The sequence below is a fragment of the Microlunatus aurantiacus genome, assembly GCF_039536605.1.
Lineage (GTDB): Bacteria > Actinomycetota > Actinomycetes > Propionibacteriales > Propionibacteriaceae > Microlunatus > Microlunatus aurantiacus.
The window spans coordinates 325,848-340,565 of sequence record NZ_BAAAYX010000004.1; the positions used below are offsets into that span (position 1 = coordinate 325,848).

General features: G+C 73.3%; 14 protein-coding genes. 8 read left to right on the top strand and 6 right to left on the bottom strand.

Going from position 1 to position 14,718, the window contains the following annotated elements; translation table 11 throughout:
* The first annotated feature begins 2 nt into the window (after window positions 1-2).
* On the top strand, window positions 3-1,040 hold the full coding sequence (locus ABD714_RS09300; protein ID WP_344812037.1) for a zinc-dependent alcohol dehydrogenase family protein: 1,038 nt from the start codon (window positions 3-5) through the stop codon (window positions 1,038-1,040).
* Between the two features lie 199 nt (window positions 1,041-1,239).
* On the opposite strand, the gene lysS is transcribed toward ABD714_RS09300, so the two are convergent.
* Complete coding sequence (lysS, locus tag ABD714_RS09305) at window positions 1,240-2,706, bottom strand: lysine--tRNA ligase (RefSeq protein ID WP_344812260.1); 1,467 nt, start codon at window positions 2,704-2,706, stop codon at window positions 1,240-1,242.
* Window positions 2,707-2,841: 135 nt separating this feature from the next.
* Here lysS and ABD714_RS09310 point away from each other — a divergent pair, with 135 nt between their 5' ends.
* From ABD714_RS09310 to ABD714_RS09335, 6 genes are all read left to right on the top strand, one after another.
* A complete protein-coding gene (locus tag ABD714_RS09310) occupies window positions 2,842-4,602 on the top strand; it encodes a circularly permuted type 2 ATP-grasp protein (RefSeq protein ID WP_425562366.1) in 1,761 nt (586 codons plus the stop codon).
* Window positions 4,596-5,531 (top strand): alpha-E domain-containing protein, encoded by a 936-nt coding sequence (locus ABD714_RS09315; RefSeq protein ID WP_344812038.1) that lies wholly within the window; start codon window positions 4,596-4,598, stop codon window positions 5,529-5,531. Before ABD714_RS09310 ends, ABD714_RS09315 begins: the two co-directional genes overlap by 7 nt.
* On the top strand, window positions 5,531-6,385 hold the full coding sequence (locus ABD714_RS09320) for a transglutaminase family protein (protein WP_344812039.1): 855 nt from the start codon (window positions 5,531-5,533) through the stop codon (window positions 6,383-6,385). The genes ABD714_RS09315 and ABD714_RS09320 overlap by 1 nt, the downstream gene beginning before the upstream one ends.
* A gap of 45 nt (window positions 6,386-6,430) precedes the next feature.
* Window positions 6,431-7,237 (top strand): YbjQ family protein, encoded by an 807-nt coding sequence (locus ABD714_RS09325; protein WP_344812040.1) that lies wholly within the window; start codon window positions 6,431-6,433, stop codon window positions 7,235-7,237.
* 53 nt (window positions 7,238-7,290) lie between these two features.
* Window positions 7,291-7,479, top strand: a complete 189-nt coding sequence (locus tag ABD714_RS09330) for a DUF5302 domain-containing protein (RefSeq protein ID WP_344812041.1) — start codon at window positions 7,291-7,293, stop codon at window positions 7,477-7,479.
* A gap of 262 nt (window positions 7,480-7,741) precedes the next feature.
* The gene (locus tag ABD714_RS09335) at window positions 7,742-8,668 is read left to right on the top strand and encodes a type IV toxin-antitoxin system AbiEi family antitoxin domain-containing protein (protein WP_344812042.1); all 927 of its coding nucleotides are present in this window, start codon (window positions 7,742-7,744) and stop codon (window positions 8,666-8,668) included.
* A 145-nt stretch (window positions 8,669-8,813) separates the two neighbouring features.
* Here ABD714_RS09335 and ABD714_RS09340 read toward each other — a convergent pair whose 3' ends face one another.
* The 3 genes from ABD714_RS09340 to ABD714_RS09350 are packed head-to-tail and all read right to left on the bottom strand — an operon-like array spanning window position 8,814 to window position 11,943.
* Window positions 8,814-9,815 carry an N-acetylglucosamine kinase gene (locus ABD714_RS09340; RefSeq protein ID WP_344812043.1) on the bottom strand — a complete coding sequence of 334 codons (1,002 nt, stop codon included), beginning with the start codon at window positions 9,813-9,815 and terminating at the stop codon, window positions 8,814-8,816.
* Window positions 9,812-11,113, bottom strand: coding sequence for a family 4 glycosyl hydrolase (locus ABD714_RS09345; RefSeq protein WP_344812044.1), 1,302 nt, complete (start codon window positions 11,111-11,113; stop codon window positions 9,812-9,814). The genes ABD714_RS09340 and ABD714_RS09345 overlap by 4 nt, the downstream gene beginning before the upstream one ends.
* A gap of 20 nt (window positions 11,114-11,133) precedes the next feature.
* Window positions 11,134-11,943, bottom strand: coding sequence for a 6-phosphogluconolactonase (locus ABD714_RS09350; protein ID WP_344812045.1), 810 nt, complete (start codon window positions 11,941-11,943; stop codon window positions 11,134-11,136).
* A gap of 104 nt (window positions 11,944-12,047) precedes the next feature.
* Here ABD714_RS09350 and ABD714_RS09355 point away from each other — a divergent pair, with 104 nt between their 5' ends.
* Entirely contained in the window at window positions 12,048-12,767 is a 720-nt protein-coding gene (locus ABD714_RS09355; protein ID WP_344812046.1) for a GntR family transcriptional regulator, read from the top strand.
* A gap of 112 nt (window positions 12,768-12,879) precedes the next feature.
* Here the strand turns inward: ABD714_RS09355 and ABD714_RS09360 are convergent, their stop codons facing one another.
* On the bottom strand, window positions 12,880-13,746 hold the full coding sequence (locus tag ABD714_RS09360; protein WP_344812047.1) for an ROK family protein: 867 nt from the start codon (window positions 13,744-13,746) through the stop codon (window positions 12,880-12,882).
* A gap of 22 nt (window positions 13,747-13,768) precedes the next feature.
* Window positions 13,769-14,653, bottom strand: coding sequence for a cupin domain-containing protein (locus ABD714_RS09365; RefSeq protein WP_344812048.1), 885 nt, complete (start codon window positions 14,651-14,653; stop codon window positions 13,769-13,771).
* Window positions 14,654-14,718: the final 65 nt, after the last annotated feature.

Sequence of the window (14,718 nt, forward strand, 5' to 3'; positions counted from 1 at the left end):
CGATGCTCGCCGTCCGCTACACCGCGTACGGGTCCTCGCCCGAGCTGGTCGAGCTGCCCTCCCCCGTCTGTCCGGTCGACGGTGTCGTCGTCGACGTCCTGGCCACCGGTGTGTGCCGGTCGGACTGGCACGCCTGGCGCGGCCACGACCCGGTCTCACTGCCCCACGTGCCCGGCCACGAGCTCGCCGGGGTGATCAGCCAGGTCGGACCGGAGGTGACCGGGTTCGGGATCGGCGACCTCGTCACCACGCCCTTCGTGAACGGCTGCGGTGTGTGCGCGCTCTGCCGCGGCGGCGACGCGCAGGTGTGCCCGGCGCAGACCCAGCCCGGCTTCACCCACCACGGCTCCTTCGCCGAGCAGGTCGCGCTGTTCGCCGCCGACACCAACCTGGTCCGGCTGCCCGCGAGCCTGGACCCGGTGGTCGCGGCCTCGCTGGGCTGCCGGTTCGCCACCGCCTACCGTGCGGTCACCGCCCACGGCCGGGTGGGCGCGGACGACTGGGTCGCGGTGTACGGCTGCGGCGGGGTCGGGCTGTCGGCCATCCAGATCGCCGTGGCGTTGGGGGCGCGGGTGATCGCCGTCGATCCGGCCGAGCCGGCCCGGCGGCGCGCCGGCGACCTCGGCGCCGTCGGTCTGGAGTCCGACGGGGCCTCGGAGCGGATCCTCGAGCTCACCGGCGGGGGTGCCCACTTGGTGATCGACGCCCTCGGCTCGGCGGCCACCGCGGCGGCCGGCGTACGGAGCCTGCGCCGCCGGGGTCGGCACGTGCAGGTCGGTCTGATGCTGGGGGAGGACTCCCGGGCCCCGTTGCCCTGGGATCTCGTGGTGGCCTACGAGCTGGAGGTCTACGGCTCCCACGGCATGGCGGCCCGCGACTACCCGGCCATGCTGGAGCTGGTGGGCTCCGGGGTGCTGCGTCCGGACGAGCTGGTCGGCCGCGTGATCACCCTGGCCGAGGCGCCCGCGGCCCTGATGGCGATGGACTCCCCCACCGCGGCCGGCGCCGGGATGACGGTCATCGACCTGACACGCCACTGAGCGGGGCTCGTCCGCCCGCTCCAGCACCCGCCCCGTCCGCAGCGGCGGCCCCTGACGCAGCCGCACTCGCCGCACAGCTGCACCCTCTCCGCACAGCTGCACCCTTTCCGCACAGCTGCACCGGGTGCCGGCAGCTGCACCCTCTATTTCGGGTGCGCGTGCCGCCGGCGGGTGCAGGAACCGCCGGCCACGCCGGAGCTCAGCCGAGGGGCTTGAGCAGCGGGAAGAGGATCGTCTCCCGGATGCCCGCGTCGGTGAACAGCATCACCAACCGGTCGACCCCCATCCCGAGCCCGCCCATCGGCGGCGCCCCGAACTCCAGCGCGGTGAGGAAGTCCTCGTCCAACTGCATCGCCTCCGGGTCACCGGCCGCCGCGGCCAGCGACTGTGCGACCAACCGGTCCCGCTGGATCACCGGGTCGACCAGCTCGGAGAACCCGGTCCCCCGCTCCATCCCGCCGATGATCAGGTCCCACGCCTCGATCAGCTGGGGGTCGCTCCGGTGCGGGCGGGCCAGCGGCTGCGCCGACGGCGGGTAGTCGCAGACGAAGGTGGGCTGGATCAGCTCCGGCTCCACCAGCTCGCCGAAGAGCTCGAGCACCAGCTTCTCCGCGCCCCAGCCCGGATCGATCTCGACCCCGTGCCGCTCGGCCAGCTTCCGCAGCACCCCCACCGACGTGTCCGGCGTGATCTCCTGCTCGACCCGGGCGGACAGCCCCGGGTAGACCCCCAGCCAGGCCCACTCGCCGTCCAGGTCGATCACGCCGGCGGACGTCTCGATCCGGCGCGAGCCCAGGGCGTCGGCCGCGTCCACGATGACCTGCTGCATCAGGGCCGCGATGGTCCGCTGGTCGCCCCAGGCCTGGTAGACCTCGAGCATCGTGAACTCCGCGCTGTGGGTGGAGTCGATGCCCTCGTTGCGGAAGATCCGACCCATCTCGTACACCCGCTCCACGCCGCCGACGACCGCGCGCTTGAGGAACAGCTCGAGCGCGATCCGCAGCGTCATCGGGGTGTCGAAGGCGTTCAGGTGCGTGCGGAACGGCCGGGCGTTGGCGCCTCCGTGCACCAGCTGGAGCACCGGGGTCTCGATCTCCACGTAGTCGTCGCGGTGCAGCGTCTCGCGGATGCTGCGGGTGATCGCGGCCCGGGTCCGGACCATGTCCCGGGCGGTCTCGCGGACGACCAGGTCGGCGTAGCGCTGCCGGACGCGGTTCTCGTCGGAGAGCTCGTTGTGCAGGGTCGGCAGCGGCCGCAGCGCCTTGGACGCCAGCGTCCACGCGCCGGCGAGCACCGACAGCTCGCCGCGGCGGGACGAGACGACGCGGCCGGTGACGCTGACGAAGTCGCCGAGGTCGACGTCGGCCTTCCAGCCCGCCAGGGCCTCCTCACCGACCTCGGCCAGCGACAGCATCACCTGCAGCCGGGTGCCCGAGTCGCCGAGTGACAGGCCCTCCTGCAGGGTGGCGAAGCAGAGCTTGCCGGTGTTGCGGATGAACACGACCCGGCCCGCTACCGAGACCACGTCCTCGGTCTCCTCGCCGGTGGCCAGCTGCGCCCACCCCGCCCGTACGTCGCGGAGGGCGTGCGTCCGGGGCACCGACACCGGGTACGGCTCCCGCTCGGCCGCCAGCAGCTGGGCGCGCTTGTCCCGACGGACCCGGATCTGCTCGGGGAGGTCGTCGTCTGCTGCGGGCTGGTTGGGCACCGGCCAAGGGTAGTGGAGGTGCGCCCGAGCCGGCCGCGAGCGGCGCCCGGGGCGTTAACGGCGCGGTAACGAGGCGTTCAGTACGCTCCACCCATGGAGGACGTCCTCGCGAGTTACGAAACGGGTGCCGCGTTCGACGAGATGATCGACTCCGACGGTTCCGTCCGCCCGTCGTACGCCGCGGTGTACGAGACTCTCCGGCGCGCGGCCCCCGACGAGCTGCGGTCGATCGCCGAGTCGCTCGCGAACAACTACTCCCAGGCCGGAGTCACCTTCGACGTGGGCGGGGTCGAGCGACCGTTCCCCCTGGACCTCGTCCCCCGGGTCATCCCGGCCGACGACTGGGACACCATCGCCTCCGGCGTCGCCCAGCGGATCCGCGCCCTGGAGGCGTTCCTGGCCGACGTCTACGCCGACGGCCGGGTGATCACCGACGGGGTCATCCCGCGTCAGCTGATCACCTCCTCCAGCCACTACCACCGCGCCGTCTGGGGCATCGAGCCGCCGAACGGCGTCCGGGTGCACGTCGGCGGCATCGACCTGATCCGTACGCCCGAGGGCGATGTCCGGGTGCTGGAGGACAACGTCCGGGTGCCGAGCGGGGTCTCGTACGTGATGACCAACCGCAGTGCCATGGTGACCGCGATGCCGGAGGCGTTCGGCACCCAGCGGATCCGGCCGGTCAACGGCTACCCGCAGCGGCTGCTGGCCGCCCTGCGCAAGGCGGCCCCGGGCGGCATGGACGACCCGACAGTGGTCGTGCTCACCCCCGGTGTCTACAACTCCGCGTACTTCGAGCACAGCCTGCTGGCCCGGACCATGGGCGTCGAGCTGGTCGAGGGCCGCGACCTGGAGTGCCGCCGGGGCCGGGTGTTCATGCGCACCACCTCCGGGCTGCGCCGGGTCGACGTCATCTACCGTCGGATCGACGACGACTTCATCGACCCCGTGCACTTCCGCCAGGACTCGATGCTGGGCGTCCCCGGCCTGGTCAACGCCGTCCGCAGCGGCGGGGTGGCCCTGGCCAACGCGATCGGCAACGGGGTGGCCGACGACAAGCTGATCTACACCTACGTGCCGGACCTGATCCGCTACTACCTCCGCGAGGAGCCGATCATCCGCAACGTCGACACCTGGCGGCTGGAGGAGGACGCGGCCCGCGAGGAGGTGATGGACCGGTTGCACGAGCTGGTGGTCAAGCCGGTCGACGGCTCCGGCGGCAAGGGCATCGTGATCGGACCGGTGGCGACCGCCGACGAGCTGGACGCCCTGCGCAAACGGGTCCTGGCCGACCCGCGCGGCTGGATCGCCCAGCCGCTGGTGCAGCTGTCCACCGTGCCCACTCTGATCGGCTCCGGGCTGGAGCCGCGGCACGTCGACCTGCGCCCGTTCGCTGTCAACAGCGGCGACGACGTCTGGGTGCTGCCCGGCGGGCTGACCCGGGTGGCCCTGCCCAAGGGCGAGATCGTGGTCAACAGCAGCCAGGGCGGCGGCAGCAAGGACACCTGGGTGCTCAGTCAGCCGCTCCGGCTGCACGCCCCCGAGGAGGTGCTCGACTCCGACGAGGAGGACGAGGAGTCCGAGACCGAGGTGGACACCACACCGGGCACGCCGAGCCCGCCGCCCCCACCGGCCGCACCCCCGGGGGCCGCCCCCACGGTCCCGGCGCCGGTGACCACCCCGGCCGTGGCGGCCGTCGCGCGGTCGAACGGACCGCGGGTCGGTCCGTCGGCCGTCCCCCTGCTGGTCGGCGGCGCCCCGGGCACCATCGGCGGTCGACCGGAGTCCGTCCAGCAGCAGTCCGAGCAGCAGCAGCAGCACGGTGCGCGGGCGCAGGGAGGTCGGCGATGCTGAGCCGGATCGCGGAGTCGATGTTCTGGATCGGCCGCTACGTCGAGCGCGGCGACAACACGGCGCGGATGGTGCAGACCCAGCTCCGGCTGATCGCCGAGGACACCTCCCGCGGCGAGGCCGACTCCTGTCGGAACCTGCTGGCGCTGATGAGCGTGGACTCCGAGGACCACCCCGACCCGACGGCGGCCGACCTGCTCCGGCTGCTCTGCTGGGACGCCCGGGAGCCGACGTCGATCTTCTACGCCTGGGCCGCGGCCCGGGACAACGCCCGCCGGGCGCGCGAGGTGATCCCGCTCGAGGTGTGGGAGTGCATCAACACCACCTGGCAGAAGCTGCCCACCGGCCGGTTCAGCACCGTCCGGGCGTACTCCTTCCTGGACTGGGCCCGGGACCGCAGCGCCCTGGTCAGCGGTCTGGCCCGCAGCACCATGGTCCGCGACGACGGCTGGCAGTTCTTCCTGCTCGGGCGGTGCCTGGAGCAGGTGGACATGACCTCGCGGATGGTCGCCTCGGCCTCGCCGACCACCGGCAGCGCCAACTGGCCCTCGGTGCTGCGCGGGGTGGGCGGTCACGACGCCTTCCTGCGGACGTACAAGGGTCTGCACACCGACGCCGAAGCCGCCGAGTTCCTGCTGGTCGACGCCCGCTTCCCGCGGTCGGTGATGCACGGGCTGAAGGCCGCGCAGGAGTGCCTGGAGAAGGTCACCCTGCTCAACCCGAGCGGGATCGAGCACTCCCGGGAGGCGACCCGGCTGCTGGGTCAGCTCCGCGCGCGGCTGGAGTACACCCCGATGCAGGAGATCCTCGGCGCCCTGGACGACGAGATGACCGGGGTCCAGGGGGTGTGCGCGGTGGTCAGCGAGGTCGTGGCGAGGACCTTCTTCGCCGCCGCCGACCCGACCGCCTGGATCACGGAGGGGACCCGCTGATGCGCCTCAACATCGTCCACAAGACCGGCTTCCGGTACGCCTCCCCGGTGCGCGCCTCCTACAACGAGGCGCGGATGACCCCCTCGGCCACCTCCACCCAGACCGTGTGGAGCAGCCGGCTGAGCATCGAGCCGGCCGCCTGGAGCATCAACTACACCGACTACTGGGGCACCGCCGTGACCACCTTCGAGGTGCACGAGCGGCACTCGCGACTGACCGTGCGGTCGCAGGCCGTGGTCGAGACCCGCGGCGACGGGCTGGCCTGGGACACCGACCGGCGGGTGCCGGCCAGCGACCTGGGTTGGGCCGCGCTGCAGGACCGGGGGGTGACGGACTCGATGTCGGAGTTCCTCACCGTCAACGAGCGGACCACCGCCCCCGACGAGCTGCTCGAGCTGGCGCAGGGCGTCTCGAACCAGGCCCCGCGGCTGGCCGGGTTGGACGTCTGCCGGCTGGTGGCCGACCGGCTGCGCTACCGGCGCGGCTCGACCGAGGTGACCAGCACCGCGCGCGAGGTCTGGGCGGGGGGCAGCGGGGTCTGCCAGGACTACAGCCACGTGGCCCTGGGTGCGCTCCGCTCGATCGGGTTGCCCGCCCGGTACGTGTCCGGCTACCTCTTCCCGTCCGAGGGGACCACCCCGAACGCGACAGTCGAGGGCGAGTCGCACTCGTGGGTGGAGTGGTGGTGCGGCAGCTGGGTGGGCTACGACCCGACCCAGCGGCAGCGCCTGTCGGAGCACTACGTCCGCGTCGGCCACGGCCGTGACTACGGCGACGTGGCCCCGCTCCGGGGCACCTACTCCGGCGGCGCCTCGGACATGTTCGTCACCGTGGAGATGACCCAGCTCGGCTGATCGGCCGGGGGTCCGGTAGCGCGCTGGGCTGAGTATCTTGCTCCCATGAGCAACTACGGGCAGCAGCCGCCCAACCCGTACCAGCAGCCCTACGGCCAGCCGAACCCCTACCAGCAGGGTCAGCCGCAGCCGGGTCAGGGCCAGCCCCAGCAGGGCCCGTACGGGCAGCCGGTCCAGTACGGTCAGCGACCGCAGTACGGTCAGCCGCCGCAGCCGGGTCAGCCCAACCCGTACGAGCAGCAGCCCAGCCAGCCGTACGGGCAGCAGCCACCGCCGAACCCGTACGGTGAGCGCGAGTACCGGCAGCCGCCCCCCCAGGGCCAGGGGCAGTGGGTCGCGCAGACCCCACCCCGGCCGACCGTGGCGCCGCGCTCCATCCCGGTGGTGACGCTGGATGCGCTGCCCGGCCGGGAGATCGCCGAGATCGTCGGCGACGTGGTCGGTGTGGTGGCCCGCGGCCGCGACCTCCCACCGGAGCTGCGCGCGGGCGGGTTGGAGGCCGGCTACGTCAGCATGCTGACCCGGTCCCGCCAGGACGCCATCGCCCGAGCCGTGGAGATGGCGGAGTCGGCCGGCGCCGACGCCGTCCTGGGTCTGCGGTTCGACTGCAGCGAGATCACCCAGAACATGAGCGAGGTCGTCGCGTACGGCACCGCGGTGAAGCTGGTTCCGCTGCCGGGGCAGGGCTCCGAGGCCGCGGCCGCGTCCGCCGCCACCCCGGTGAGCGCCGCGTCCGCCACCGACCGACCGGCCGATCCGGGCCCGCCGGAGGCGTCGGCGCCCCGGCCGGAGTGGGGCCCGCCGCAGGGTGAGCCCTCGACGACCCGCTGGCCCACGCAGTCGAACGGCTGACCGCCGGCACAACCCCCTCGCGCAGCCGCGGGCCTGCCGGGCAGAATGACGCCATGACCGCTGACAACACGCCCGACCAGGCCGAGACTCCGGAGGACGCGACCAAGCGGAAGTTCCGGGAGGCGCTGGAGGCCAAGAAGGGCCGCAAGGGCGAGGACCACCTCGACGCCGGCACCGGTCCCGTGCACGCGCACGGTCCGATCGAGACCAAGCGCGTCTTCCGACGCAAGAGCGGCGGCTGATCCGGCCGGGTCGGGTCCCTCGCAGCTGCACCCTTCTCGCCGCAGCTGCACCTCATCTCGCAGCTGCACCCTCTCGCGGCAGCTGCACCCTCAGTAGCGGGTGCACGGCCGGATAGAGGGTGCTGGAAGGGTGCTGGGACCCCGGCGGGAGCGGTCTGCCCGACCACGCCCGTCGACCGGTGCCCACAGTTCTCCACAGCTGTCCACAGATCTCAGACCGGACGATGGACGTCACCGTCGGGCTTGTGGTGGGTTGCCGGTCATGGATCGGATTCTGCTCACCGACGATCTGGGTCGGCAGGGCTATCACGGCACCGAGATCGCGGCGATGGTGCGCCACGGCGACCTCGTACGGTTGCGCCGTGGCGCCTACCTTCCCGGGCCGGCCCCGTCGACACCGGTCGACCTGCGCGAGCAGCATCGTCGGCTGATCCACGCCACGCTGGGGCAGAGTGGCGACGGAAACGTCGTGTCGCACATGTCGGCGGGGGTGCTGCACGGCCTGCCGATCTGCTCCGATCAGCTCGACCGGGTGCAGGTGATCCGTGATCGCGCCGGCGGCGGTCGATCTCGGCGACACGTCGTGGTGCGAGGGATGCCGCTCACCGCCGGAGACGTCGAGGTGGTGGACGGGCTGCCGACCACCACGCTCGCCCGCACGGTGGTCGACCTGGCCTGCCAGCTGCCGATGCGCCAGTCCGTGCCGGTCGGCGACGCCGCGCTCCGGATGACCGCGCGGACCGCACCAGAGCGCGATCTGCGGTCCGAGCTGGCGGAGGTGCTGGACCGCGCGACACGCCGCCCCGGCGTGCCGACCGCCCGCCGGGCCGTGGCCTTCTTCGATCCCCGGAGCGAGAGTCCCGGGGAGTCGTACAGCCGGGTCGTCATGCACGAGCGGGGGCTCCCGCCACCCCAGCTCCAGCACGAGATCGTCGACGACTTCGGTCTGCTGGTGGCCCGCTGTGACTTCGCCTGGCCGGAGCTGCGGACGGTCGGCGAGTTCGACGGCCTGGTGAAGTACACCGGTCAGTTCGGGGCGAACACCAGCGAGGTCCTCATCGCCGAGAAGCGGCGGGAGGACGCCATCCGCTTGTACGGCTGGCAGGTCGCCCGCTGGGTCTGGTCGGACCTGCGTCGGCCGGCCGTGTTCGCCGCCACCCTGAACCGGTCCTTCGCCCTGGCACGGTGACGGTGACGTCCGGCTCTCGCGGCGGCACCGCTGCACCCCCTCCTCGCAGCCGCACCCTTGCGCGGCAGCTGCACCGCCAGCTGACGGTGCAGGCACGGCCGGCGGGTGCACGGACGCGCCGGGGGTGCAGGCGCCGGCCGTAGGTTCAGGTGAGCAGGAACTCCGGCGGGAAGCGGTGGTCGGCCAACCGGGTCGCCACCTCCGGGGGCACGGACCCGCGGATCTCGGCGATGGCCTCCGCGACGGCGCCGACCACCGGGGAGCGCGGACTCAGCACGGCGTGCGCGTCGGGCAGCTCGTCGGCCAGGGCGGCGACGGTGGCGTCCCGCAGGGCCGGGTTCTCGCTGCTGAGCACCGAGCCACCCAGCACCACGGAGGTGGCGCCGCCCGTCAGTCCGACCCGCGCACACGCCGCCCGGGCGTAGCGGGCCAGGGAGCGACCCTGACCGGCGACGATCCGCTGGGCGACGGCGTCGCCCCGGCGGGCGGCGTCCAGCACGTCGCGGGCCAACGCCGCGTACGTCGGCGGTCGGCCTCCGCGGCGGGTGCCGTCCTCCAGCATCGCGGCCACGTCGTCGTACCCGAGGTGGGCCAGCAGCATCGAGGTCAGGCAGGTGGCCGGTTCGATCCCGAGATCGGCCCGGATGACGGCGGCGAAGGCGGCCTTGCCCAGCTCGCCACCGCCCAGCGGGTCGGTCAGCCAGAACGAGGCGGTCCACTCGCGCTCCGGGCCGCGCGCGACCACGGCGCCGCCGGTGCCCACCGACAGTGCCACCCCGAGACCGGTGGGCTCCCCCGCCCGCAGCAGCGCGAAGCCGTCGTTGTGCAGGGTCCGGGACAGCCCCGGCCAGTGCCGGTCGAGCTGCGCCTCCCAGAACTCGTGGTCGGAGACCCAGTCCAGCCCGGCCAGGCAGAAGGCGGCGTGGCCCAGACGGGTGTGGTCGGCGGCGCCGTACGCGGCCGTCATCGCCGCCTCGGCCGCCGCGACCACGGCGGACACCGCGGCCTGCTCGCTCACCGCCCCGTAGATGTCGCCGTTGCCGGAGCGGCCGAAGCCGAGCACCCGGCCGTCGGTGTCGGCGACCACGGCCACGGTCTTGGAGTTGCCGGCGTCGACCCCGAGCACCAGCGCCGGGGTGTCGCTCATCGCAGCAGACGCTCCGGCAGATGGTCCCGGTTGGCGTACGCCAGGTCGTCGTAGAGCTCCTCGGCCACGTGCAGGTTGCGCACGAACGGGTGCGCGGTCAGCGCCCGTACGGCGTCGGCGCGGGTGCCGCCCCACGCCGCCTCGGCCGCCAGCCGCTGGAACTCGGCGAGGGTCTGGGTGATCCCCCGGACCGCGTGCGGCAAGGGCTGCTGCGGCACCGGTCGGGCCCCGGAGGCGTCCACGTCGCACCACACCTCGACGACGGTGTCGGAGTCGAAGCCGGGCAGGGCGCCGCCGGTGTTCGGCAGGTTCACCGGCAGCCGCGCAGGAGCGTCGTTGTAGTACGCCGACATCACGTCGATGGCCAGCTCGAGCTCGTGGATGCCGCCGCGCGACCGGTTCGGGTCCAGCTCGGGCACCTCGGCGTCGGCCTGCTCGGCGTAGTGGTCCCAGTAGCCCGGCAGCGCGTCCAGCAGCACCCCCGCCCGGGTGAGCCGGTGCGCCTGCGCCTCCCGGAAGTACTCCTCGCCGAAGTAGTAGTAGCGGAAGTAGTCGGCCGGGACCGAGCCCATGGCGACCGCCAGGTGCAGCATCCGCTTGTCCCAGACCGGCACGGTCGGGTCGTCGGCGATCTTCTCGTACCCCGCGGCCAGGTGCGGGATCAGGTCCTCGCCGTCGTAGGTGTGCACCGTCGACCAGCAGTTGTGGTTGACCCCGGCCATCATCACCTCGGCCCGCTCGGGATCGAGGCCGGCGGTCGTGAGGACCGGCTGCCAGAACGTCATCGGCCCTTCGCACATCGAGTAGATCAGCCGGTCGCTGTGAGCGGTGACGGCCTGGGACACGATGTTGACCGGGTTGGTGTAGTTGAAGATCACGGCCTGCGGGGCCACCGCCGCCAGGTCGTCCAGGATGGTCTGGATCACCTGGATGGACCGGAACGACATCATCATGCCGCCGGGCCCCTGGGTCTCCTGGCCGATCACGCCGTGCCGCATCGGGATCAGCTCGTCGGCTTGGCGCAGCTCGAAGCCGCCCGGCCGGAAGCTCGACAGCACGGCGTCGACGTCGGTCAGCCCAGCGCGCTGGTCGGTCGTCGTCTCCACCGTGATGTCCAGACCCTGCGCGCGGGCCAGCTTGGTGGCGATCCGCTCGACCAGGTCCAGCCGGTCCTGACGCTGGTCGATGAGCACCACGTGCGAGCCGTCGAACTCCTTGCCGTGCGCCAGCAGGGAAGCCATCGTGCCGGCGGCCCGGGAGGAGCCGCCGCCGACGTACGCGATCTTGATCGAGGCCATGGGTTGCCTTTCTGGGTTGGTCAGGAGGAGACCGCGGACGCGGGGCAAGCCGCCGCGGCACGATCGAGGTACAGGTGCGGCTTCCGGCACTCGACCACCACCGTCGCCGGCCACTCCGGGTCGTACGCGGTGGCACCGGTCACACGCTCGGCCGCGCGCCTCTTGTCCACGCCGTGCAGCACCATGACCACCTCGGCGGAGCGCTCGCGGATGGTGGCCACCCCGACGGTCACCCCGTGCCGCGGGACGGCGTCGAGCCGGCCGTCGAAGGTGGGGAAGGTGGCCAGGTTGTCGCGCCGGGTCGAGTCCGGCAGCGCGACCACCCGGGTGCGGGCGGCGGCGTCGGTGCCGGGCGGGTTGAACGCCACGTGGCCGTCCCCGGCCCCGGAGGCGAGCAGGAACAGGTCCACCCCACCCGCGGCCGCGATCCGGTCCTCGTACGCCGACGGGTCGGCCGGGTCGGGCAGCCAGAGCCGGTCGGGACCGATCCGCCGGTCCGCAGGGCGACCCTCGTTCAGGGGCTCGACGATCTCCTTCCGGCCGAAGCGTCGACAGGAGTGCGCCAGCATGGGGTCGACGGCCCGGAACCCGGCGTCCGTCGGCTCCACGTACTCGTCCATCATCACCACGACCAGGTCGCTGAGGTCGAGCTCCGCCGCCGCCGACAGCCGGGCCAGGTGCGCGTACGTGCTGGCCAGGCTCCGGCCACCGGGGCAGCCGAGGAGGAACTGACGGCCCGGGGCGCGGCGGCGGTAACGGTGGACGATCAGGGCGGCGACCTCCGCGCCGATCTCGTCGGGACCGGGCAGCACGCGGGGAATGGCGGGCACGTCGGCGACGATACCAGTCAGACCAGAGTGTCAAGCGTCGCCGGTACCTGGAGAAGCTGCCGCGAGAGGACTGGGCCAGTGTGGGCAACTGGTATGGTCTGGGCATGGTGGGAGGTCCGGCGCGCGAGCAGGCGCACCAGCAGCTGGTGGCCCTGCTCGACCGGGGCGTCTACCCCCCGGGCTCGCGGCTGCCGGGCGAGCGCGCCCTGGCCGACGAGCTCAAGGTCAGCCGCTCGACGCTACGCCTGGCCCTGCTCCAGCTGGCCGAGGACGGTCGGCTGGTGCCGTCGGCCCAGCGCGGCTGGTTCGTCCCCCAGCTGGTGCTGGGCGAGCCGCCCAGCCAGCTCGTCTCCTTCACCGAGCTGGCCGCCCAGCGGGGTCTCCGGGCGACGTCGCGGGTGCTCTCCCGGCAGACCCGACCGGCGACCTTCGACGAGGCCGCCGACCTGCAGATCGCCGCGGCGGCCCCGCTGGTCGAGATCGTCCGGTTGCGGGGCATGGACGGGGTGCCGATCACCGTGGAGAGCGCCGTGCTGCCGTTGCGGCGGGTGGAGTGGCTGGCCGAGGAGGACCTGACCGACCGGTCGCTCTACGGCGCGCTCGAGCAGCACGACATCCGGGTGCACCGCTCCACCTACACGGTGCAGGCCATGAACGCGGGCGAGTGGGAGTCCGAGCTCCTCGACCTCCCGGCCGGCGCGGCTGTGCTGGTGGCCCGGGACGTCACCTTCACCGTCGACCGGATCCCGATCATCATCACGGTCAACCGCTACCGCGGCGACGCCTACCGGTTCACCGCCGACCTGTTCCGCAGCGCCGTCTGAACCGGTGGGCCCGGACTCCGGGACCACGTCCACGGGACCACGCCCACCGCCGACGCCCGCCCACCGCCGACCGCCCGCCGGTCCCGGCGTCCGCTGGCCCGCTCCGCTCCCGTCAGCCGCGCCACCCGGCGGCCAGACCGGCACCCAGCAGCGGGCCGTCAGGACCGAGCTCGGCCACCACCAGCTCCGCCGGGTTCCCCAGCCGCTCCCAGTGACGCAGCAGCGCCCGCCGGGCGGCGGTGTCCGCGCAGCCCATCCCCCCACCCAGCACGAGCCGCTCCGGGTCGAGCAGGTGCACCAAGGCGGCGAGCGCATCGGCCAGCGCCTGACCGGCGGTGGCGGCGATGGCCAGGGCGGTGCTCTCCCCGTGGTCGGCGGCGGCCACCAGGGCCCGGGTGCCACGACCGGGCCGGCCGGAGGCAGCGCCCCAGCGGGCGGCCATCCCGGCGCCGGAGGCGAACTGCTCCAGGTTGAGCCCCAGCGGTCCGGGCAGCTCCCCCAGCGCGATCGCCCGGCCCCGCGACCCCGACCAGATCGCACCGTCCAGCAGCAGCGCCGACGACAGTCCGGTGCCCCAGGAGACGAACACCGCCGAACCCAGCTCGCGGGCCGCCCCGAGCCGGCACTCGGCCAGCAGCCCGCAGCGGACGTCGGACTCGACCACGACGCGCGCCCCCGAGAAGACCGCCGGCAGCCAAGCGGCGGGCTGCTCGGTCCAGGCCAGCACCTCCCGGCTGGTGAGTCGGTCGTCGCTCACGTACTCACAGCAGCCCACCCCCACCGCGGCCACCGGCTCTCCCGTCCCGGCCGACCCGGCCAGCTCGTTCGCGAGATCCCGCAGGGCCGCGGAGCCGGGGTCGGCCGCTCCCGGCGAGCCGGGAGTCGCCCGCTCGACCCGGTGCCGGATCCCGTCGCCGTCCAGCAGCGCGCCGACCAGCTTGGTGCCGCCGACGTCGATGGCGACGGTCAGACCCGGCACGCGGGCACCCCGCCGTCCCGGCTCACGGCTGCCATCCGTCGGGCACCCGGGCCGAGCCCTGCAGGTAGGACGCGGGCCGGTCCGCCCGCACCAGGGTCCGGAGCTCGTGCCCGGCGGGCACGAAGCAGGCGTCGCCGGGCTGCAGGCACCCGACGGTGTACGCGGCATCGGTCGCGGCGGGATCCCGGACGTCCACCCACAGCTCCCCCGCCACCACGCGGAGCACCGTCTCCTTCTGCTGCACCGCGAAGGCGTCGACCGTGCCCGGCTGGACCTCCCCGCGGACGACGGTCAGCAGCGGGGTGTCCAGCAGCGTCCAGACCAGGTGAGCGGGGGAGGCGTCCCGGAAGGCCAGCAGACCGTCGTCGGTTCCCAGCGGCACCAGCCGACGTCCGCTGCGCTGCTCGGTCAGCGCCTGCGGCCACCGCCCCCGCCAGCGCTCGTCGGCGTAGCAGGTCTCGGCCAGCAGCGGGCGGGTCCGCCCGTACGTGGACGCCGTGCCGAGCACCGGGGGCGGGGACATGAACTCCACCACCCGGGCGGTGTGCGGACCGACGGCGAAACCGTGGTGCCAGGTGTCCCGGCCGAAGTAGACCCCGCTGCCCTCCGGCACCAGCGCCACCTCCCCGGACTCCGGGTCCGCGAGGCACAAGGTGCCGGCCACGCAGAGATACGCCACGTCGGCGGCGAACAGCGTCGGGTTGCTCGCCGTGTGGCCGAACCTCCCGCCGGGCGGCAGCTCGAACTCCAGCACGTGCAGCTGGTCCGACGACGAGATCACCCGGTCGGTCACGTAGCCACCCTCGGCGTCGCCCCAGACGTGGTGGGCCGCATCGGCCCGCCGAATCAGGTGCGGCTCGTGGAAATGGGGCCGCGGAGTGGCGCGGCGAACCACTGAGGAGGTCATGTGGTCAAATCTGGCATAACTGGTCTGCCAGCGGTACGTTGAGCGAGCAGATTCACCCACTTTCC